The organism is Eubacterium sp. Marseille-QA0814 (genome assembly GCF_965119675.1).
Taxonomy (GTDB): Bacteria; Bacillota; Clostridia; order Lachnospirales; family Lachnospiraceae; genus Eubacterium_G.
The window spans coordinates 203,065-225,340 of record NZ_CBCPMG010000001.1 but is presented as its reverse complement, the minus strand read 5'-3'; the positions used below and the strand labels follow the sequence as shown (position 1 = coordinate 225,340).

Annotated in this window: 22 protein-coding genes; 4 read left to right on the top strand and 18 right to left on the bottom strand. The window is 32.5% G+C overall.

Going from position 1 to position 22,276, the window contains the following annotated elements; genetic code table 11:
* Positions 1-37: 37 nt before the first annotated feature.
* From frr to ACQY63_RS01070, 3 genes are all read right to left on the bottom strand, one after another.
* A complete protein-coding gene (gene frr, locus ACQY63_RS01080) occupies positions 38-592 on the bottom strand; it encodes a ribosome recycling factor (RefSeq protein WP_022164961.1) in 555 nt (184 codons plus the stop codon).
* A 53-nt stretch (positions 593-645) separates the two neighbouring features.
* Positions 646-1,344: a UMP kinase gene (gene pyrH, locus ACQY63_RS01075; RefSeq protein WP_412335481.1), complete on the bottom strand. Its 699-nt coding sequence runs from the start codon at positions 1,342-1,344 to the stop codon at positions 646-648.
* Positions 1,345-1,547: 203 nt separating this feature from the next.
* Positions 1,548-1,886 (bottom strand): cupin domain-containing protein, encoded by a 339-nt coding sequence (locus ACQY63_RS01070; protein WP_428244600.1) that lies wholly within the window; start codon positions 1,884-1,886, stop codon positions 1,548-1,550.
* Between the two features lie 230 nt (positions 1,887-2,116).
* Here ACQY63_RS01070 and ACQY63_RS01065 point away from each other — a divergent pair, with 230 nt between their 5' ends.
* Complete coding sequence (locus ACQY63_RS01065) at positions 2,117-3,001, top strand: LysR family transcriptional regulator (RefSeq protein ID WP_428244599.1); 885 nt, start codon at positions 2,117-2,119, stop codon at positions 2,999-3,001.
* Positions 3,002-3,005: 4 nt separating this feature from the next.
* Here ACQY63_RS01065 and ACQY63_RS01060 read toward each other — a convergent pair whose 3' ends face one another.
* Positions 3,006-4,421, bottom strand: coding sequence for an NlpC/P60 family protein (locus tag ACQY63_RS01060; protein WP_428244598.1), 1,416 nt, complete (start codon positions 4,419-4,421; stop codon positions 3,006-3,008).
* A 275-nt stretch (positions 4,422-4,696) separates the two neighbouring features.
* Here ACQY63_RS01060 and ACQY63_RS01055 point away from each other — a divergent pair, with 275 nt between their 5' ends.
* From ACQY63_RS01055 to ACQY63_RS01045, 3 genes are all read left to right on the top strand, one after another.
* A complete protein-coding gene (locus ACQY63_RS01055) occupies positions 4,697-5,320 on the top strand; it encodes a Maf family protein (RefSeq protein WP_428244597.1) in 624 nt (207 codons plus the stop codon).
* Between the two features lie 93 nt (positions 5,321-5,413).
* Positions 5,414-6,682, top strand: a complete 1,269-nt coding sequence (locus tag ACQY63_RS01050) for a DNA repair protein (RefSeq protein WP_428244596.1) — start codon at positions 5,414-5,416, stop codon at positions 6,680-6,682.
* A 10-nt stretch (positions 6,683-6,692) separates the two neighbouring features.
* Positions 6,693-7,028 (top strand): YolD-like family protein, encoded by a 336-nt coding sequence (locus ACQY63_RS01045; RefSeq protein WP_117999137.1) that lies wholly within the window; start codon positions 6,693-6,695, stop codon positions 7,026-7,028.
* Positions 7,029-7,208: 180 nt separating this feature from the next.
* Here ACQY63_RS01045 and ACQY63_RS01040 read toward each other — a convergent pair whose 3' ends face one another.
* The 14 genes from ACQY63_RS01040 to ACQY63_RS00975 form a co-directional block, all read right to left on the bottom strand.
* Positions 7,209-9,236, bottom strand: a complete 2,028-nt coding sequence (locus ACQY63_RS01040) for an FtsX-like permease family protein (RefSeq protein ID WP_428244595.1) — start codon at positions 9,234-9,236, stop codon at positions 7,209-7,211.
* Positions 9,223-9,990, bottom strand: a complete 768-nt coding sequence (locus tag ACQY63_RS01035; RefSeq protein ID WP_428244594.1) for an ABC transporter ATP-binding protein — start codon at positions 9,988-9,990, stop codon at positions 9,223-9,225. The genes ACQY63_RS01040 and ACQY63_RS01035 overlap by 14 nt, the downstream gene beginning before the upstream one ends.
* Positions 9,991-10,235: 245 nt before the next feature.
* Complete coding sequence (locus ACQY63_RS01030; RefSeq protein ID WP_428244593.1) at positions 10,236-11,267, bottom strand: sensor histidine kinase; 1,032 nt, start codon at positions 11,265-11,267, stop codon at positions 10,236-10,238.
* Positions 11,264-11,926, bottom strand: a complete 663-nt coding sequence (locus ACQY63_RS01025) for a response regulator transcription factor (RefSeq protein ID WP_117999141.1) — start codon at positions 11,924-11,926, stop codon at positions 11,264-11,266. The genes ACQY63_RS01030 and ACQY63_RS01025 overlap by 4 nt, the downstream gene beginning before the upstream one ends.
* Positions 11,927-12,102: 176 nt before the next feature.
* Positions 12,103-12,708 (bottom strand): phosphoribosylanthranilate isomerase, encoded by a 606-nt coding sequence (locus ACQY63_RS01020; protein ID WP_301956149.1) that lies wholly within the window; start codon positions 12,706-12,708, stop codon positions 12,103-12,105.
* An 18-nt stretch (positions 12,709-12,726) separates the two neighbouring features.
* Positions 12,727-13,374, bottom strand: a complete 648-nt coding sequence (locus ACQY63_RS01015) for a potassium channel family protein (RefSeq protein ID WP_428244592.1) — start codon at positions 13,372-13,374, stop codon at positions 12,727-12,729.
* 114 nt (positions 13,375-13,488) lie between these two features.
* Positions 13,489-14,829, bottom strand: a complete 1,341-nt coding sequence (locus ACQY63_RS01010) for a TrkH family potassium uptake protein (protein ID WP_412621860.1) — start codon at positions 14,827-14,829, stop codon at positions 13,489-13,491.
* A 1-nt stretch (position 14,830) separates the two neighbouring features.
* Positions 14,831-16,288 (bottom strand): TrkH family potassium uptake protein, encoded by a 1,458-nt coding sequence (locus ACQY63_RS01005; protein WP_428244591.1) that lies wholly within the window; start codon positions 16,286-16,288, stop codon positions 14,831-14,833.
* A 13-nt stretch (positions 16,289-16,301) separates the two neighbouring features.
* On the bottom strand, positions 16,302-17,660 hold the full coding sequence (trkA, locus tag ACQY63_RS01000) for a Trk system potassium transporter TrkA (RefSeq protein WP_428244590.1): 1,359 nt from the start codon (positions 17,658-17,660) through the stop codon (positions 16,302-16,304).
* Between the two features lie 113 nt (positions 17,661-17,773).
* Positions 17,774-18,415: an HAD family hydrolase gene (locus ACQY63_RS00995; RefSeq protein WP_412335511.1), complete on the bottom strand. Its 642-nt coding sequence runs from the start codon at positions 18,413-18,415 to the stop codon at positions 17,774-17,776.
* A gap of 73 nt (positions 18,416-18,488) precedes the next feature.
* Complete coding sequence (locus ACQY63_RS00990) at positions 18,489-19,229, bottom strand: LytR/AlgR family response regulator transcription factor (RefSeq protein ID WP_412335513.1); 741 nt, start codon at positions 19,227-19,229, stop codon at positions 18,489-18,491.
* A gap of 171 nt (positions 19,230-19,400) precedes the next feature.
* A complete protein-coding gene (locus tag ACQY63_RS00985) occupies positions 19,401-19,730 on the bottom strand; it encodes a helix-turn-helix domain-containing protein (RefSeq protein ID WP_022165423.1) in 330 nt (109 codons plus the stop codon).
* Positions 19,731-19,972: 242 nt separating this feature from the next.
* On the bottom strand, positions 19,973-21,088 hold the full coding sequence (locus ACQY63_RS00980) for a 5-methyltetrahydropteroyltriglutamate--homocysteine S-methyltransferase (protein ID WP_022165424.1): 1,116 nt from the start codon (positions 21,086-21,088) through the stop codon (positions 19,973-19,975).
* A gap of 269 nt (positions 21,089-21,357) precedes the next feature.
* Positions 21,358-22,260: a LysR family transcriptional regulator gene (locus ACQY63_RS00975; protein WP_302689243.1), complete on the bottom strand. Its 903-nt coding sequence runs from the start codon at positions 22,258-22,260 to the stop codon at positions 21,358-21,360.
* Positions 22,261-22,276 lie beyond the last annotated feature (16 nt).

The following is a 22,276-nucleotide window of genomic DNA, read 5'->3' as shown; positions in this document are numbered from 1 at the left end:
GGAAACCCACCGTTTCCTCTTTGTCATTAATTCAAAATTAAACTGTCATGATTTCTTTTGACTTAGCATCAATTGCATCATCAATCTTCTTTACATATGCATCTGTGCTCTTTTGAACATCATCTTCATATCCCTTAATTTCATCTTCTGAAATTGAATCTTCTTTTCCTTTTTTCTTAATTGCATCAATTGCATCTCTTCTTATATTTCTGATTGCAACTTTTGCATTTTCGCCTTTTTTCTTAATATCCTTTGCAAGTTCTTTTCTTCTCTCTTCTGTTAATTCAGGATATACAAGTCTGATAACTGTTCCATCATTAGTTGGTGTAATACCAATATCTGATGCCATAAGTGCGTGTTCAATATCACCTAAAATTGAAGGATCAAATGGCTTAATGGCAATTACTCTTGCTTCCGGTACGGATATGTTACCTACCTGCTGAAGTGGTGTAGGTGCTCCGTAGTAATCAACTGTAATTCTGTCTAACACTCTTGGATTAGCTCTACCTGCTCTAATTGCTCCAAATTCGTCATCCAAGTTTTTTAAAGACTTCTCCATTTTTTCTTCGTAAGTCATTAATAATTCTTCCATAATAAATAATCTCCTTAAAAGTTTTTTCTTAAATATCTTAATCTACAATATTCTTATTCTACTGTAATTTTTGTACCAATCTTTTCGCCTGAAACTGCTTTATTAATACTGTCTTCTTCGTTGAGACCAAACAATAACATTGGCATTTTGTTTTCCATTGCAAGAACACTTGCAGCTAAATCAATTACACCAAGTCTGTCGTCAACAATCTTTGAAATAGGTAATTCATCATATTTCTTTGCATTAGGATTAACTGCAGGATCACTGTCATAAACCCCGTCAATTGCCTTAGCTCCTAAAATACAATCTGCTTCAATTTCAATTGCACGAAGAACCATAGTCATATCTGTTGAAAAATATGGATGTCCTGTACCACCTGCAAAAAATACAACCTTACCTGCATTTAAATCTGCAACAGCTTCATCTTTTGAGAAAAGTTTTGTCCAAGTTCCACATAAGAAGGGTGTATATACATTAGTATCCATACCTTCTGTTCTAAATATTTCAGAAACATACATGCAATTCATAATTGTTGCCAACATACCAATCCCGTCTGCCTTTGGTCTGTCAATCTTATTGCTTGTACGTCCTCTCCAAAAGTTACCACCACCGATAACAATTGCAACCTGAACCCCTTTATCTACTATAGCCTTTACCTGCTTTGCAACAGCCACACAGGTTTCTTCATCAAAACCTGTCTTCTTATCTCCTGCCAAAGCTTCACCACTTAATTTAAGTAAAACTCTATTCATTATTCTCACCTAGTCCTTTATTAGTATTTACACAAATAAAAGACGTAAACACAAAATAAATTTTGCATTTACATTCCTTTCTTTATTTATAACCGATTTTAGTCAAAACCTAGAATTAGAATACCATATATCAAGTAAAAAATAAAGATTAATATTATGAGACTACGCGATTAAATCTTCCACTGAACAACCTAATACTTTCGCTAATCTAGTTTACTATAATCTTCGTTACTTACAGCTTCGCACCATTCATTACTTGTGTTTTCGCCTGGTACTTCCACTGCAATATGTGAGAACCAACTGTCTTTCTTTGCTCCATGCCAATGTTTAACTTCAGGTGGAATTGTAATTACTGTTCCTGGAACCAGACTTACAGCTTCTTTTCCTTCTTCCTGATACCAGCCTTCACCGGCAGTACAAATTAATAACTGACCACCACCTTTGTCTGCATGATGAATATGCCAGTTGTTTCGGCAGCCCGGTTCAAATGTAACATTTGCTAAAAATACTGCTGTCTCTTCCGGATTTGTTAATGGATTCAAAAAAGAATCCCCAACAAAATACTGTGCAAATCCTGTTCATCTTCCGTACAACCAAGTTCCTTTAAGCACCAGATTGTACACTGGTTATTATTATCCATGCATTACCTCCGTTTTCACTATACTTTATATTATAAATCCTTTTCTTTTTTTTATAATACCTATGCTAAATGTTGCACTATGCTTTACAGGCATGATATAATTTAACCGTATTGTTGTTAAAGGAGAGAAATATGGACATTAGAGTTTTGCGATATTTTTTAGCTGTTGCCAGGGAAGAAAATATTTCCAAGGCAGCGGAATATTTACATATAACCCAGCCGACTCTTTCACGACAGTTAAAAGAGTTAGAAGATGAATTAAATGTTTCTTTATTTACCAGAGGCAAAAGAAACATAACATTAACAGATGAGGGAATGCTTCTTAGAAAAAGAGCTGAAGAAATTACTTCCCTTATGGATAAAACTGAAGCTGAATTTAGCAATTTAGATAATTTAATAAGCGGGGACGTTTACATTGGTGGTGGCGAAACCCTTGCCATGAAAATTTTAGCTGAAGTAATGACTGATATGAGTGAAGAATATCCGGATGTGCGTTTTCATCTTTACAGTGGTAATGCTGACAATGTTATGGACAGAATTGACAAAGGGCTTTTGGAATTTGGTGTGGTTATTGAGCCTGCTGATATTAGAAAATATGAAGCCATGCGTCTGCCATACACAGACCATTATGGGCTTATCATGAAAAAAGATGATCCTTTGGCATCTATGGATACAATTCCAATTTCAATGTTAAAAGACATACCTATTTTAGTTGCCAAAAGAATCATTGATAACAATTATTTTTCTGAAATTTTTGGCATTTCACCTGAACAACTGGATATTCGAGCTACGTTCAATCTTATATATAATGCTGCTCTCTTAGTTGAACATGGAATGGGATATGCCCTTACAATAGATAAACTTATTAATGTAACAGGAGATAATAATCTTTGTTTTGTCCCACTGGAACCGGAAACCACACTTAATCTTTCAATTATATGGAAAAGATATCAAATGTTTAGCGGTGCCTCAAAGGAATTTTTAGACAGATTAAAAGAGCGTTTAAAAAGACAGTAGTGAGTTAAATTTCACTACTGTCTTCTTCTATTGTTGTCTCAATTTCTTTTGTTGTTTCAGACTTTGTATTCTTTGTTTCTGTTTCAGGATTTTTTGTTTCAGGTTGAGCTTTTGTGGTTTGCTCTTCCTTTGTCTTATCCTTACTTTTATGTTTAGTTTCTTCTTTCTTTTTAGCTTTTTTTGTCTCCACTTCTTTTTTTGATTTTAACTTTAGATTCTCCGCTGTTAAAATTCTTCTTGCTGCACATGGACTTCCTACCGTACTAATTACCATACCGACTTTTCTATTGGCGGAATGTATTACTTTTCCATTTCCAATATAAATTGCCACATGACTGATTCTGTTTTTATCTCTTTTGTCTGTGTGATAAAAAACCAAATCTCCGGGCTTTAATTTGTTTAATGAGACTGCGCTTCCGTTTTTTGCCTGTTCTGCTGCTGTTCTGTTAAGATAATGACCGAACTTTCTAAAAACAGACTGTACAAATCCTGAACAGTCAGCGCCTCTTGTTAAGCTTGTACCACCCCAAACGTATCTGTTTCCAAGGAATTTTGAAGCATACTTTATCAAGTCCCTTGCTTCACCTTTTTTAGGCAAATCTTTTTCGGCCAGACTATAACCAACAATACCACCAGTCCACTGGGTGTCTACCATCTCATCATACTCCTCAGAAGTATATACTTTTTCTTTTTGTACCTTCAAAGTCATTTGTTTTGCCGGAATCCACCCTGTTACTGCTTCAGACCTTTTTATTTTTACCCATTTTTCATTTTTGCTAATTTCAACAATAGGATATTCTGTCTTTTTGTATGCCACACCTATTGATGCTGCCTTCTTGTTGCCGTCTTTTCTTATAGCTACGTTTTCTGACTTTATTTTTGCAATTACATGCTCTGTTCTAAGTAGCACTCTTTTAGCTTCTTTTCCCTTTACAACATACTTGCTCTCAATGTAGCCTTCTACTTTACCTGACTTGATTTTAGTCCACTCTTTACCTGATTCTACGACCTTTACAACGCATCCTTCAAGAGCAACTCCTGCCTCATCGCTTGCCATGGATTTGTCCTTGTAAACTTCTGCTATATCGTCATCAATATCATCTATCTCTTCGAAAGATTTATCATCGTAAACTTTAACAATTTTTAATTTTTTATATTTTTTGCCATATAGCGGTTGTTTCTTTTTTGTTTTAGTTTTCTTAGTCTTAGTCACTTTTTTTGTTTTAGCTACTTCTGCCTGTGTTGTTGTTTCCTGCACAGTTGTTGTTTGAATTTCCTTACTTGACGTTGTTTTTCCATTATGCCCAATTAATGCAATTGTTCCAATCGCAATTGCAAACACCACCAAAATACCAACTGCTTTTATTACAGTTTTATTATCAAAACTTAATTTATTTATTTTTTCTTTTATAAAATTCATTCTCTTTATTTCTACTTCCCATTTTTTATATAATTTCAGCACAAAAAGATCAATTTTCACCTCTCTTTTTAAATGGGTGAAAACGACCTATATTAATTAACTCTATTGCCATCATCTTTTTTAGATTTATTATAAAAATCCGTTATTTTATCCATACTATTAATCACTATCTACTAATATAATAACGTTTTCTAATATATTCAACAGTTTTCATAAAATTTTTATTTTTTATTTTTAAGGGTGAACATTCATTCGATTTATGTTATACTCTTTTTATGATCAATTTAGAAAAAACCAAGATTATACTTGCTTCTCAGTCGCCAAGACGCAGCGAGCTTATGAAGCAGGCAGGTTATGAATTTGAAATAATTGCGTCTAACATGGAAGAAGTTATAACAAAAACTGAACCGGAGGCAGTTGTGGAAGAACTGTCATTTCAAAAAGCTGACAATGTTCTTAACATGATTTTGAAATCTGTAGATTTGTCTCTTATGGCTTTTGGTGGTTTATCCCTTATGGTTATTGGAGCCGATACAATTGTTTGCAGTAACGGCAATATTCTCGGCAAGCCTAAGAATCATAATGAAGCATATAATATGATTGATTCCATTCAGGGAAATACCCATCAGGTATATACAGGTGTTACTGCTATTGTGTACGATTTTGACACACAGGCAAGGAGACATATAACTTTCAACGATTGTACTCAGGTGCATTTGTATCCAATGTCATCTCAGGAAATTAACGACTATATCAACACAGGTGACTGTTATGACAAAGCCGGAGGATATGGTATACAGAGTAATTTTGCAATATATGTTAAGGAAATCAGTGGAGATTATAATAATGTTGTGGGGCTTCCAATTAGTAAGTTGTACCACGAACTTCAAAAGCTTTAGAAGCTATCAACTTTAGAAGATATTAGCTTTAGACGATTATTACTTTTAGAAGATATTAATTTTAGAGAATTATTAATTTTAGGAGATATTGTTTTGTCAGAGAAATATTATTTATGTATTGATTTGAAATCATTCTATGCATCAGTTGAGTGCATTGAATTAGGGCTTGATCCCATGACAACTAATTTAGTTGTTGCAGATAAAGAGCGAACAGATAAAACCATTTGTCTGGCAATTACACCTGCAATGAAAGCTCTCGGCATAAAAAACCGTTGCCGATTGTTTGAAATTCCTAAGAATGTTGAATATATTACTGCTGTTCCCCGTATGAAAAGATACATTGATTACTCCGCAGATATTTACAGTATTTATCTTAAATATATTTCAAAAGATGATATCCACGTTTACTCAATTGATGAGGCGTTTATGGACGTTACCAATTATCTTGCCCTTTATCAAATGGATGCAATTACACTTGGGCGTACAATAATGGAAGATATTTACAACACTTTTGGCTTACGGGCAACCTGTGGAGTTGGCACTAATATGTACTTAGCCAAAATTGCTTTGGATATCACAGCAAAACATTCACCTGATTTCATCGGCTTTTTGGATGAAGATTTATACAAAGAAACTCTTTGGGATTACACTCCACTAACTGACTTTTGGCGTGTAGGTCCGGGGACTGTAAGGCGTCTTGCCACAATGGGTATTTATACCATGAAAGATATTGCAGAAGCTAACGAGGACGTACTTTACAATGCTTTTGGTGTTGACGCGGAGCTTTTAATAGACCATGCTTTTGGCATTGAACCAACTACCATGTACCAAATCAAGCATTACAAGCCACAAAGTAACTGTTTAACAAGTGGTCAGGTTCTTATGTGTGATTACAATTTTGATGATGGTCTTCTTGTAGTTAAGGAAATGATTGATGCTCTTTGTCTTGATTTGGTTGATCAGGAACTTGTTACAGGCTCAGTAACTTTGCATGTAGGTTACTCTAATGCCCTTAACATGAAACCTGCTCATGGTACAACAAGACTTGATATCAACACTAATTCAGACTTAATTATTATTCCAGCCGTTACCAACCTATACAGGGAAATCGTAAGACCTAACATTGGCATAAGAAGAATTAACATTACATTTAATAATGTTATGCCTGAAGGTTACACTCAGTATACTTTCTTTATGGACATTGAAGCTTTGGAACGGAATAAGAAAATTCAAAAAGCAATGATTGAAATCAAGTCAAAATTTGGAAAGAATGCCGTTCTTAAGGGAATGGATTTACAAAAAAATGCCACTGCTATTGAGAGAAACCGACAAATTGGCGGTCATAAAAGCGGTGAAAATTAAGGAGAGAGTCATGCCATCTAAACCCAAACAAAAAATGCCAATAGAGGAACGTGCCAAACAGTTTATGCCTTTTTCAGCTTTAAAAGGTCTTGAGGAAGCCTTAGCTTCCAAAGAGAAAATCATCGTTCCAAAAAAAGAACTTACACAGGACTATGCCGAAGAACTTAATCTTAAACTTAAAAGTTTAAAAGCAGGTTCTATTATAACAGTTGTCTACTACTGCAAAGAGGAATATATCAAACTTACAGGTATGATTGCTAAAATCAATTACGACAGCAGAATCATACAAATTGTAAACACCAAAATTCCTTTTGATGATTTACTAGACATAATAATAGCTGATTAAATGTATATTACACTAAATCTTTTAATATAATATGCATTTATCAGCCATTTTATTTACTACTTATTTTTTACCATTGGTTTATCATTTATAATTTTTATTGTCTGATATTTCTTTTACTATTATTTTCTGTCTTCTTTTCATTATTATCCTGTTTTTTAACTGAACTTTGTATTGCCTACTTTATCTTTCCTTAATAATATTTCTGCTACAGAAATATGTTATTAAGAAATACCCGCCGTAAATTAAAACTAAAACAACTGCAGTTAATATAATTGAACCAAGCAAACCAACTTTTCCAAAGATTGCTAAAATTGTTGTAGCAAATTTCAAGCCTACAACAGAATGAATAATGGCAATAATTAGTGGAAACATAAAATATATTCCAATCTGTTTAAATAATGCCCTGTTAATCATTTTGTCATCTGTACCTAATTTTCTTAGCATTAAATAACGCTCTTTATTGTCTGTTGACTCAGATAATTCCTTTAATGCAAGTATTGCTGCTGATGAAATCAGAAAAATACTTCCTAAATACATGCCAATAAATGTAACTATGGCTCCAATCCCGATACATGCTTCTGCTACATCCATTTTTGTATTTATCGAAATCATATTGTAAGTTTTCTTACCCATTATTTTGGTTATCCGGTCATTGTTTTTTATTATTTCATCCTTTGGTGCTGTATTGTACTTTCCTACTAAAGTACTGTCATATACTTCTGCATTTTTAAGTGCACTGTCAGGCAATACAATGATACCCGAATTTTCTTCATTACCTGATAAATTAACAAATCCATATTTGCACTCTCTATATAGGGGAGAATATTCCTTTCCACCTAATTTAATTTTCTCACCATTTTTCAACGCAATGTTTCTTAATTGAACCATTCCCTGAAAGTTTGCTACAACAAGATATTGATTTTCTTTTAGTTTAAAAGTCTTTTGTCCATAAAGTTTTGCCACCTTGTTATAGTCACTTATTTTCATTATATCTTCCTGACTATTTAAAGTTATTCCCTTATATGTTTTTGCTATTTCATTATAGCTGTTTCCAACAACATCTCTTAAAGTAAGCTTCTGTGTCTTATAAGTATCATATTCCACATATTCGCTAAACTCATCTTCTATCTTACAGCCAGCGCTTTCCAATATGCTCTTTACCTTCACCTGCTTATTATTTGTAACATCATTTTTTACTTCTTTTCCAACAGTAATTTGAACATCCGCCGGGCACATTTTCTGAATATTTTCTGATAAAGAATTTTTAATTGAAAATGCACTTGATAAAACGCAAATTGTTACAAAAAGCATAATGCATATAATAGTCATCTGGACAACTGTTGTATTTATTTTGCTACTTATCTGTCGTAAAACAAAACTATTTAAACCTTTGTAATATGTGCTTTTTTTCGCCATTACAATTTTAAGTATTAGTCCCGATACTGACCAGAAAAACAGCAATGTGCCAACAATTCCAAGCATTATTGGAATTAAAATATCCATTGAACTTTCTAATTCATTAACGCCAACGGTTACTAAATAATATGCTCTACCTAAAACTACGCATGAAATAATGAAAACCATTATACATACAATAGAATTTTTGTTTTTTATTTTTTCATTTCTTTTTCTTCCATTTAGCAAATCTATAAGTTTGCATTTACCAATTGTCCAGGTATTAAATACCATTACAAAAACATACATTATGCCAAAATATATTAGTGTTTTTATACAAGCACTTCTTGAAAATACAAATTCAAACTTGCGCATGTCTGCCTCAAACATATTTGCCACAACTCTGCTCATTAATTGAGAAAATGCTGTGCCAATAACCAACCCAACTATAAGGGATATTATACCAATTATCAGTGTTTCAAAGAAAAGTACAAGAGATATTTTTCTTTTTCCCATACCTAAAGTCAAATAAACTCCAAACTCCTTATTTCTTCTTTTTATTAAAAAAATAGAAGCATATATTATTAAACAGCCTAATATAATTGACACAAAAACACTTACACCTGAAAGCATGCCTGTCATTAATTTTATAATATCAGATGTGTTTTTAGAAACATCCAGCATTACTGTTTGTGAATCAATGGCATTAAACACGTAAAATATAGCCACACCTAATATAAGAGTAAAAAAATAGATGGCATAACCTTTTATACTCTTTGCTATGTTTTTCGCCGAGAGTTTAAAGAGCATCATTTAAATCTCCCCCTAACATTGTAACTACATTGATTATTTCATTAAAAAATTCTTTTCTACTTCTATCGCCTTTTACAATTTCGTTAAAAATTTTGCCATCCTTAATGAAAATAGCTCTTGAACTGTAGCTTGCTGAAAAAGCATCATGCGTAACCATTAATATTGTTGCCTGCAATAAATTATTCAAATACTCAAATCTTTCTAATAACATTCTTGAAGATTTAGAATCCAGAGCCCCTGTTGGTTCATCTGCCAAAATAAGTTTTGGATCATTAATAATTGCCCTTGCACTGGCTACTCTCTGTTTCTGTCCTCCTGACATTTCATAAGGATATTTATTTAAAATATCTTCAATTCCTAAGTCGTAAGCTACTTTTTTTACTTTTAAATTGATTTCCTTATACTTTTCATTTTGAATGGACAATGCTAATGCAATGTTCTCATAAGCTGTTAAAGTATCAAGCAAATTAAAGTCCTGAAAAATAAAACCAAGTTCCTCTCTTCTAAACTTATTTAACTCCTTTGACTTTAAGGCTGTTATGTCCTGACCTGCAACATAAATATGACCTGCTGTTACTTTATCAATTGTTGAGATGCAATTAAGCAAAGTTGTTTTTCCTGAGCCTGATGCCCCCATAATTGCAACAAATTCTCCTTTTTCCACTTCAAAAGAAATCCCGTCAATTGCTTTTGTAAGACTTGATTTACTTCCGTAATATTTTTCGATTTTATCAATAGTTAAAATATTATCCATTGTTATCTCCCTTCCACATGTTTTATGTAATTCATAAAGCTTTATAATCTTCACATTACATAAACAGTGTATACTTTGCCTTGAGATTTGTCGCATTTCTAATATTACTAAACATTACAATTTTGTAATATTAGTTTTTTATGTTTATATTTTAATAATTCTCATATTTGCTCTTAATGTTAGATTTTTAATATTAATTTCTTAAATATTATTTTTTAGCATTATATTCTTAACATTATTTAAATCTAAAACCTATAATAATCATTCTTACCAAACACGATTTTTATTTCTGTATATTCATTTTGGATAAACCAGGCAGAAACCTGATGACCTAATTTGCTACATAGATTTTTTACTATGTACAGCCCCATGCCTGTAGACTTTTGTCCCAGTCTTCCATTCTCACCTGTAAATGATTTTTCAAAAATCTTTTTCAAATCCTGATTTGGAATTCCGATTCCGTTATCATAGATGGATAATATGACTTTTTCTTTTTCTTCTGTGGCACTTATTTTCAGCACAGCCTTTGTATCATTATGAGACATTGCAATATTTTTGCAGTATTTAATACTGTTATTTACTATCTGATTAATAATAAATTCCAGCCATTTTTTATCAGATTTTACTGTTATGTTTTTAATGTTTATTTGTGGTTCAATATTTTTTTCCAAAATATCGTCCTTGTTATTCATAAGAACTTTTCCAACAACCTCTTCCAAATTCACGTCTTTTATTATGTAATCTTTTTCACTGCAGCTACTTCTTACATAATACAAAACCTGTTCAACATAATTATCCAGACGTTTGATTTGCTTTATGTATTTTTCGTCCAACTCATTTTTGTGATTGTGACACATTAAAACAAGACTTGCTATAGGAATTTTCACTTCGTGAATCCACATTTCAACATATTCTTTAAAATCTTCCACGTTTTCCCTGTAATCACTTACGTTTTCAGTCATGGATTTATTAATTTTATAAAGACTTTCCCAAATAAGTTCCCCCTCATAAAAATCCGGTTTAGTTAAGGTTTCCAAAACTAAATATTTTTTGTCCAATCTTTCCACATTAAGAAGAAGTCTGTTATAGAATTTTCTTTTTCTTAAATAATTAATTAGTAATTGCAGCCCGCCTGTAAAAAAATACAAAAATGTAATTATTGCAACTATTTCAACAGGTAAAGCAAAAACTCTCATAACCATTAAAATAACAAAATAGCTGACAGCACTAATTGTTATTGTCAGCCATTTATCTTTTATGTATTTAATTAATTTCATAATAATATGTAACCCTGTCCCTTTCGAGTTTCTATTGCATCTGCGCATCCAAGAGATGCCAGTTTATTTCTCAATCTGCTAATATTGACAGTAAGCGCATTGTCATTAATATATTCCTCATTGTTCCACAAATCTGTCATTAACTGATCTCTTGAAACAATTCTGCCTTTGTTGTTTAACAGCAATGCAAAAATAATCATTTCATTCTTTGTTAAAACAACCTGCTTAGTCTCTGATTTTATTATGCCCCTGCTTAATTCCACATTAAGATTATTGTATTTAACATTGTCAGTTTTTACTTCCATTCTTTTAAAAATATTTTGGATTCTTAACAGAAGAACTGTAGGGTTATAAGGTTTTGTAATAAAATCATCAGCCCCGTAGGACATGGACAAAACTTCATCTACTTCACTTGTTCTGCTGGTAACCATAATTACCGGCACATCTGATTTTTTTCGTAGCTCTTTTAAAACCATTTCTCCATTTAGAATTGGTATATTTATATCAAGCAATATTAAATCTGCTTTGCTTTCTAAAATAAATTCTATTTGATTTTCAAAGTTATCCATTACTATTGTTTCATAGCCACTGTTTACAAGTAACTTCTGCAACTCATTCCTTATGGATACATCATCTTCAACAATTAATATTTTTTTCATTCTATTCCTTTTATCTGTTTACGGATATTATTGATTTTATGACTTTTTGCTTCAATCATTTTCTAAATTTTACTTACCCCGGTTCTTGCATAACTACTTTTTTCTTATACTAATTCTGCCTCAACTATTTTTTTATCAATTAATTTAACTTTATTTTTACTCAACTATCTACATAATTAGATTACTTTAGCAGCCATAACAAATTCTCTGATTTTCTCTCTGCTTTTGCCAACTCCGTTGTCGTTTTCAACTCCTGATGAAACATCTACGCCATCAGGTTGTACTGCTTTTATGCCATCTCTTACATTATCTCCGTTAAGTCCGCCGGCTAATATAAATAACTTATCGTCTCGTTTAATGTTATTTAATAAGCTCCAGTCAAAAGTTTCTCCACTGCCGTATGTTGGGGCATCAAAAACATAGCCTTTTATATTTCCTATGTTTTTGTACTTTCCAAGTTCTTCTAAATCGTTTACATTAAAAGCCTTTAAAACATCAATTAATGTTTCATTAAACAAACCATCCGGCAAGTCTTTATGAATCTGTACAAAGTCAAAGCCTGCATTTTCAATGCTTTTTACCTGCTCAATGCTAGGCGACACAACCACTGCAACTTTTTTTATATTTTCATTTAGAGAAGCCATGATTTCTTTTGCCTTCTCCAAAGTTATATTTCTTTTACTTTTTGGAAAATATAAAACCATGCCAGCCATGTCTACATTATTTTCATTTAAATATTCTGTTTCTTCAACATCTGTAATACCGCAAATTTTTACTATCATATTCCTATTACTTTTAATTTAAATATGGAAACACTTTTGTATGTTGTGTGTTTTTCCAAGTACCAATAAGTTAGCCCCTTCTTTTAGGACAGTATCAGGCATAACCTGCAAATTCATATCATTTTCCTTCTTAATTGCCAAGACATTTATTTTGTGTTTTCGTCTTAAATCTAAATCCTGTATTTCTTTTCCAATCCACTCTTTTGGAATCTCAACTTCAATTATTGAACAGCCTTCTCCCACGTCAATGTAATCTGAAATATGATTAGCTGTATATCTTATTGCTGTCCAGTTAGCAAGTTCACGTTCAGGATAAACTACCTGGTCTGCTCCATTTCTTACCAAAAACTTGGCGTGTACATCTCTTGCAGCTCTTGAGACAACCATCTTGGCACCTTTTTCTTTCAACAAAGATGTTGTCTCTAAAGAATTTTGAAAATCGTCTCCAATTGCCACAAAACAAACATCAAAATTATCCACACCTAATGTATCCAAAAATTCTTCATTTGTCGCGTCTCCTATTTGAGCACTTGTGACGTAAGGTAATACCGCATTAACCCTGTCTTCCTTTACGTCAATTGCCATTGTCTGATGACCTAATTCATCTAATGTTTTAGCAATATGTCTGCCAAATCTACCTAATCCAATTAATAAAACTGACTTCATTTTCCCTCCATACAATTTATATACATTTCTATTTCTTGTATTTTTACGCCTCATTCATTTTCATTCCTGATTCTTCATTTATCATGACGCATTATAATTCTTTACTATTTTACTTTATCCTACCATAATTTTCTCTTCAGGTAATCTAGATACATTATAATTCTTATTTGATAAAGTTGCAAAAATAACTGTTAAGCCACCAACTCTGCCTAAAAACATTAACACAATTAATACTATTTTGGAAACCATGGACAAAGATGGTGTAATTCCCAAGCTTAAACCTACTGTTCCAACTGCCGATGCTGTTTCAAACAAAGATTTCATTATAGGAATGTTATCTGCAATACTAATAACAATACCGCCAAACATAAACAAAAATGTGTACATTAACAGTGTTGCCGAAGCTGACCTTGCCACTTCATTGGACAGTCTTCTTTTAAATAAATGTGCATCCTGCCTTTTCCTAAAAACTGCTACGGCTGTTGAAAATAATACTGCCACTGTAGTAACTTTCATACCACCAGCTGTTGAACCGGGTGCTGCACCTATAAGCATTAAAATAATAGTAATTAACTGTCCCACACCTGATAATTGGTTTAAATCTACTGTGTTAAAGCCTGCTGTTCTAGGTGACACAGCCTGAAATAAAGATGCCAAAACCCTGTCTTTTTCTGAATCGAAATTCCAAGTTGATTTTCCAAATTCAAAAAAATAAAAATATAGCACCGGTACAATTATTAATATTGATGTTACTCCAAGAATAACTTTACTTTGCATTCTGTATCTTCCAAAATGAAGTTTGTGCTTTTTTATGTCATCCCATGTAACAAAGCCAATACCGCCAATTATAATTAAAAGCATTATTACAACATTAATTAAAACTGAAGATGAAAATGTTGTTAGTGAAGAATAATGCTCTCTTACACCCATTAAATCAAAACCTGCGTTACAAAAGGCTGATATTGAATGAAATAATGAATACCATATACCTTTTATAATGCCAAACTGTTTTGCAAATTCAGGATACATTAACACCGCGCCTGCCAATTCAAAAATAAGCATCATCTTCACAATAAAACCTGTTAGTCTTACTATACCACCCATTTTATGTGCTGATATTGCCTCCTGCATAAGTGTTCTCTGCCTTAAACCTATTTTTCTACCTGACATTCTTGTTAACAGTAGTGCTATTGTTATAACACCCATGCCGCCAATTTGAATTAAAACTATAATAACACCTTGACCAAAGGCTGACCAGTAAGTAGCCGTATCGTGAACTACAAGTCCTGTTACGCATGTAGCTGATGTTGCTGTAAATAAGGCATCCACTACAGATGTAAATTCTCCTGAGCTACTTGAAATTGGAAGTGTCAAAATGAAGGTTCCTAAAACTATAACGCCTAAAAACCCGAAAAATATAAATCTTGATGTTGATATATGTCTACTCTTCTTCATGTTATCTCTTTCTACTCCATGTGGTTTTTGACAATAAAATTAAGATTGGGAATATTTCCAATCTTCCTGCAAGCATGTCACCTATTAAAACCAGTTTAGACCAATCGCTAAACATTGAATAGTTTGATGCCGGACCAACCATATCCAGTCCCGGTCCTATATTGTTAAAGCATGATGCTACACTTGAAAAATTAGTAAGTATACTGTAACCATCAACGGAAATGAAAATGAAACTTAAGAAAACAATAACTATGTATGCAACAAAGTAACTATTAACCGCCGAAACAACTTCTTCTTTTACAACATTTCCACCCATTCTGATAACTTCAACTTTTCTTGGATTTAAAGTCTTTCTAATGTTTCTTTTTACACTTTTTAAAATAATAAGTAAACGGCCACATTTAAGACCACCGCCTGTACTTCCGCCGCAGGCACCAACAAACATAAGCATAAGTATTATTGTTTTTGAAAAATTAGGCCACAGATTAAAATCTTCTGTAGCAAAACCTGTTGTGGTAATAATACTTGATACTGTAAATGCCGCATGATGTAGTGCTTGTCCTACTGATGAAAACATACCCGAAATGTTTATTGTTATAAGAGCTACGCTTGATAAAATAAGAACAACGTATGTTCTAAGTTCACTATCCTTTATTATTGACTTGAATCTTCTTAATAATACTAAATAATAACAACTGAAGTTCACGCCAAATAACAGCATAAAGATGGTACAGACATTCTGTATGTATGGGCTGTAGCCTGCCATACTGTCTCCTTTAATACCAAAGCCACCTGTTCCTGCAGTACCAAATGCTGTACAGACTGCATCAAAAACAGGCATTTTACCAATAATTAAAAAGATAAAATTAAGTCCCGTAAGTCCTATATACATTAAATACAAAATAAGTGCTGTATCTCTCATTCTTGGAGCCAGCTTACCAACTGTTGGTCCCGGACTTTCTGCTCTTAACAAATGCATTGTGAATCTGTTGCTTTTTCCATCAGCCGGTGCAATGGCAAGTAAAAATACAAGGACACCCATCCCCCCAAGCCAATGACTAAAACTTCTCCAGTAAAGCATACCTTTTGACATAGCTTCAACATCTGTTAAAATTGAAGCTCCTGTTGTTGTAAAACCTGATACTGTCTCAAATAATGCATCTACAAATGAAGGAATTTCTCTTGAAATAAAAAATGGTAAACAGCCTAATATACTAAGAACAATCCAGCCTATACCCACTGAAACCAAACCTTCCTTTGCAAAAAATCGCTTATTTGCCTTTCTACATAATACATATAGCAACGAAGCAATACCTAATATAATTACAATAGAAACTATAAATCCTATAACTGCATTCAAATTCTGACATGCTGCACTAATAATTAATGCCGGAAGCATAAATGCCGCTTCTACAGCTAAAATCTGTGATACAAATTTTCCTACAACTTTATAATTCATAATTTCCTCTCAGTCATTGAAATATATCATTTAATTGATGTAATACTATATCCCCTGTTGCTACCACAATAACAGTATCTCCATTTTGGAAATATGATTCACCATTTGGAATTTCTGTTTTTCCTTTATGTGTTATACATGCAATAATAACATTATTTACTAATTTCATGTTTTTAAGTGGAACACCACAATTTTTTGTTTTCTCATCTGCAATGAACTCTACTGCTTCCGCCTGTCCATCTGCAATATTGTGAACTGATATAGCCATTCCTGTCTGTGCCCCTAAGGCTCTAACATAACTGACTATTGTATTACAACATAATTCCTTTGGGCATACTACACTACCTAAATTAAGGCTGTCCTGAATACTGCTTCTGTCAGTATGTCCTACTTTTGTAATAACTTTCTCCACGCCACATGCCTTAGCATACATGGAAATAATTATATTTAACTCATCCATTCCTGTTAAGGTAATAAAAGCGTCACAGTTACTTATGCCCTGGCTTTCAAGTAATGTTTTTCTACTTGCGTCACCATGAATTACAGTAACTTCAGGAAGAAGTTCAGCTAACTCCCTTGCTCTATCTTCGTCTTTTTCAATTACCTCTACGGCTACTCCCGAGTCAATTAATATCTTTGACAGATAATAGCTTACTTTTCCACCACCGCAAATAATTGCATGTTTTACCTTGTGAGATAAAAAGCCTAAGTTTTTCAATAAAATAGTAAGGTTCTGTGATGGTGCTGTAACGTAAATTCTATCTCCTTCTTTTAAGATAAAATCACCATTTGGAATATGCACTTCACCGTTTCTTCTAACGGCACAAACCAATACCTTGCATTTTACAATTCCATAAAGATCATTTAATGAAATATCTTTTATAATGCTGTCACTATTTATTCTAAGTTCTACTAATTCCACTCTTCCTTTTGCAAAAGTATCTCTCTGTAAAAATCCCGGATATTTTAACAATCTTTCAATTTCCACTGCTGACTGCTTTTCCGGATTAACTGTTAAAGATAAGCCAAAGGCATCGCGCATGGTATATATTTGTTCACTGTATTCAGGATTTCTGATTCTTGCAATAGTATGTAGTTCAGGATTCATCTTATGTGCTGTCATGCAACAAAGCAAATTAATTTCATCTGCACTTGTAGATGCAATTAAAACATCAGCTCTGTCAACTCTTGCTTCAGACAAAACAGACATTAAGGCACAATTTCCATTAACAGCCATAATATCGTATCTCTCCAAGCTTGCGTCTAATACTTCTCCATTAGTGTCTATTAAGGTTATGTCATAACCTTCCGCTGATAACTTCCTAGTAAGATTTGCACCTACTTTTCCATCTCCAGCAATAATAATCTTCATGAGATTTTCCTCCACATTCTTATCGTTAATGCAATGAATAACTTTATGGCAACATCTATAGTATAGCACTATTATTTATAATCTCAACAACTGTTAAAAAATAGTTACAACTTTTAAAAATAAGTTACAACCTTTGACAAGTCCTCAAAGATTTCTTCAGTCATTTTTCTGTATTCTTCCTCAGGATATTTCATGTCAGGTATACATATAACTTTAATTCCGCCGTCATGAGCCGCTTTTATGCCTGCCTCTGAGTCTTCTAAAACAAGTGCTTCCTCAGGCTGTACATTCACCTTCTTACATGCCTTTAAAAATACCTCAGGATTAGGTTTTCCATTAACAACCTCATCACCACAAATTTCGCCGTCAAAATACTGTGCAATTCCTGCCTGTTTTAAAATCACATCAACTCTGTCTCTATTACTGGAAGTTGCAACCATTGTTTTATAATTGTTTTCTTTAAGATATTTAAGTAACTGAACAATTCCTTTTTTTAATGGCACTCCCTTTGTTTCAAACTCTTCTGCCATTCCCTTATGAACATAATCTATACATTCCTCATAAGGGAAATCCTCGCCATATTCATTAGCTATAATGCTTTTGCAGACAGGTTGTATTTTTCCCAGTAGATTTTTGTAAAAATCCACTGTCATGTCTTCTCCTCTTTTTTGTAAATATCTTCGATGCCACTCATAAGTAACTCTCTCGCTGTCAATCATGAGCCCATCCATATCAAAAATTACTGCCTTAATCATTTATCTTCTCCTTCAAAAAAAGTCCTTAGTGTTCAACTATTTTAACACTAAAGACCTATTTTATTCAATGGTTTTATATTCTATTTTCAAAGCCTTCTTTAAAACTTTTCAAAATACGTCTGCCAATTTTTAACTCTCCGAAATCTTCCTTTAATTTAATAAGATAATTGGAATAATCTGCAAACTTAACATAGTCGCAATTAACTATTTCACTTTTGTTACACTTCAAAAATTTCGTTGAACCTAATTCAAGAATTAACTGTTTTGTCGACTTGTAAGGTGCTTCTACAATCTCTCCATTTTTGCAATAAATTGACAATGTAGAAATTTTGTTATCTATGTAAACAATATCATTTATTTTTACCGGGCATACAATACCATTTGTTTTAAAATAAATATATTCTCTTTCCTTTTTCGCTGTGTAATTTTTAAGAGTAAACTGAACTGCTTCTTTGAATTCATCTTCTCTGTAATATTTATCAAAATACTGATAGCAATGTAAATGTGCATAGGCGTGTAGTTTTGGATCCTCCAGCGATGTTGTAAAAATAATTGGCGTTGCCTTGTATCTTTCTATTTCTCTTATATTATCAGCAAAAGTCATACCTGACATATCACCGTTTTTTGTTTTTTCCAAAATTATGTCTACAATAAATAAATCGATACTATATTCCATGGCATATCTGTAGGCATCAGCACAATTATCTGCCTTAAAAATCACAACATCTTCAAGCTGTTCTAAAATATCGCAGGCTCTATCCATGTGTCTCTTGTTATCTTCCACTATCAATATTTGTTTATCTGTTGATTGCATTTGTTTTTCAATCCCCTTTTTCTTATTTTTTAGTTAATTATTCATTTTAAAAATTTCAAATTTAATTATTTTTATTTTCTATCAAAACCTAGTTATTTTGATTGAATTATTTTGATTTATTAAACTTAGCTATTTTGATTGAATTACTTCAATTTAGTTATTTAGCTTTAATTATTTACTAAATGTTTTGTTTAACAATATATCAAATTCTCTTTTCTTCTCTCTGCCACTGAGGCTTTCAAAATACAATTGAAACTCCCTACAGTCGCTAACCTCGCCTTTTAATATGTAATCTGTACTAACGTCAAAATACTTACTAAGTTTTATGCATCTGTCTATTTGTAAATCATTTTCACCTTTTTCAATATTCTGATAAAAAGGAACTGACTCAATCCCCAATATTGATGCCATTTTTTCCTGAGACAGATTATGCTCTCTTCTAAGTGCCTTAACACGCTGACCTATTTCAATATTTTCTTTCGTTATTTCCTTTTTCTTCATTTGTCATCTCCATAGTTATTCTATATGAATTTTATATGGTTTAAATGTTTTATTCTACATCCCTTGGTAGTTTTACTGCATACCTTAGGTGTGTATTTTTCTTTTATGGCAAGAATATTGTTTTGTTTTTATCTCTTTTTAAAGAATAAAAATAGCACTTCCATAATCCTATATAATAGGGTTATAAAAATGCTATTTTTTATGTTTTATATTCTTTTGTAAATTAAAGCGGGATTGAAATATTATCCCCAAACTTCTTCGGCAATTTCTTTTACTAATTTTATCTTTGCCCACTGCTGTTCTTCTGTTAATTTATTTCCAATTTCACAAGAAGCGCATCCGCACTGTGGACTTAAATATAATCTGTCTAAAGAAACATATTTAGATGCTTCCTTTATTCTGTTTATTACTGTTGTTTTGTTTTCTAATTCAGGAGATTTTGTTGTAATTAATCCAAGTACAACTTTCTTATTCTCACCAACTGACTTAAGTGGCAGGAATCCACCTGAACGTTCATCATCATATTCTAAATAATATGCATTAACATTTTCCTTTGCAAATAATGTTTCAGCTACACTGTCATAAGCTCCTGAGCTTGCGTAAGTTGAATGGAAATTTCCTCGGCAAACATGAGTATTTATTGTCAAATCTTCCGGAGCTGAATCAATTGCTAAATTATTTATATCTAATAACTGTTTCTTGATTTTTTCTAAGCCTTCCTCATCTGTATCAAAAATTGCACAGGCATTTGGATCAACAACCATTCCCCATGAGCAGTCATCTAACTGTAAATTTCTGCAGCCCTTGTCATATAAATCTTTAATGAATTTCTTATAACCATCTGCAATGTCCTTTACTAATTCTTCCTTGCTATCATAATACTTTTTAGTATTTTCCCATGCAAAAGGCATAATCATCTGTTCTAAGAACTGAGCCGGTGCAGGTATGGTAAGCTTTGCTACAGTGTTCTCATCTTCAAACTGTTTTAAAAATTCATAATGTTCAATAAAAGGATGCTTGCCACTTAACTTGATTTTTCCAACTACATAAGTGTCATCAATCATAGCATCTTCTCCATGGAATGGAAGACCATGTTCTGTCTTGCTGTGACCTACACCGTCAAAAGCCCACATGAAATCTAAATGCCATGTGGCTCTTCTAAATTCTCCATCTGTAATGGCATGTAAGCCAATTTCTTTTTCCTTGACTACAAGTTCAGTAATTGCCTTGTCTTCAACTTCTGTTAACTGTTCTTTTGTAATCTCACCCTGTTCGTACTGCTTTCTTGCTTCTTTTAAATATTCAGGTCTTAAAAAGCTACCAACGTGGTCGTATCTAAATGGTGTTTTATTATACATATTTTTCTCCTATTCGTTTATATATTGCTAATTGCTATGATGTTAATATATCAACGATAAAAAAAATTGTATAATACATTTTTCTTTTACTTGGTTATAGTTTTAAACTATGGCTGTGATATTTAAATTACTACTTTTCAATGCATGTTTTCTAATATCTTTCTTACCTGATTTAAAATATAATTTTGTTTTCTAATCTATTTACTACTTACTTTGAAATAAATTTTTGTTTTTTAATTTATTTACTACTTATTTTGAAATATATTTTCTTATTTACCAATATATTTCTTCAAAGCTTCCACATATATTTTTCCCAGTGGGCTTAAACCTGATTTTTTGTGGGTAATATATCCGATTCTCATGTTTTCATTCCCCTCAAGCGGTACTGCGATAATGTTTGCTCCATTTAATTCCTTATCAATTACTCCACTGCAAACAGTATAACCATTAAGACCAATCAAAAGATTAAACAAAGTAGCCCTGTCTCTTACACGAATATTTTTCTTTTTTTCCTCACTTGAAAAAATTTCTTCAGAATAATAAAAAGAGTTATGTTCACCCTGTTCAAAGGACAAATACGGATATTCTTCCAAATCTTTAAAAGTAACCTTTTTCTCTTTCGCCAAAGGATGTTTACTGCTTATAAAAACATGTGGTTTTGCAACTAAAAGTTCCGTAAACTTTAGCTCATTTGACTTCAACTCCTTATTTAAAATCACCTGATTAAAGTCATTTAAATAAAGAACGCCTATTTCACTTTTCATTTTTGCCACATCTTCTATGATTTCGTAAGTCTGTGTTTCCCTTAAACAAAAATCATATTTTTCTTTTCCATATTCCTTAATAAGTTCTACAAAAGCATTTACAGCAAAAGAATAATGCTGTGTAGAAACACAAAACTTTAATTTTCTGCCACTTGTGCCCTTGTATCTTTCCTCTAAAAGTTGTGACTGCTCTAAAACCTGTCTTGCATAGCCTAAAAACTCCTCACCCTCTTTTGAAATAACAATGCCTTTATTGGTTCTTCTGAAAATTTCAATGTTCATTTCTTTTTCAAGGGCATGTATGGAATTAGTCAAACTGGGCTGCGATATAAACAACTGTTTTGCAGCTTTTGTCAAAGTTCCCGTATCTGCAACTGCTATCACATATTTTAACTGCTGTAAAGTCATATTTGTAAATCCTTTC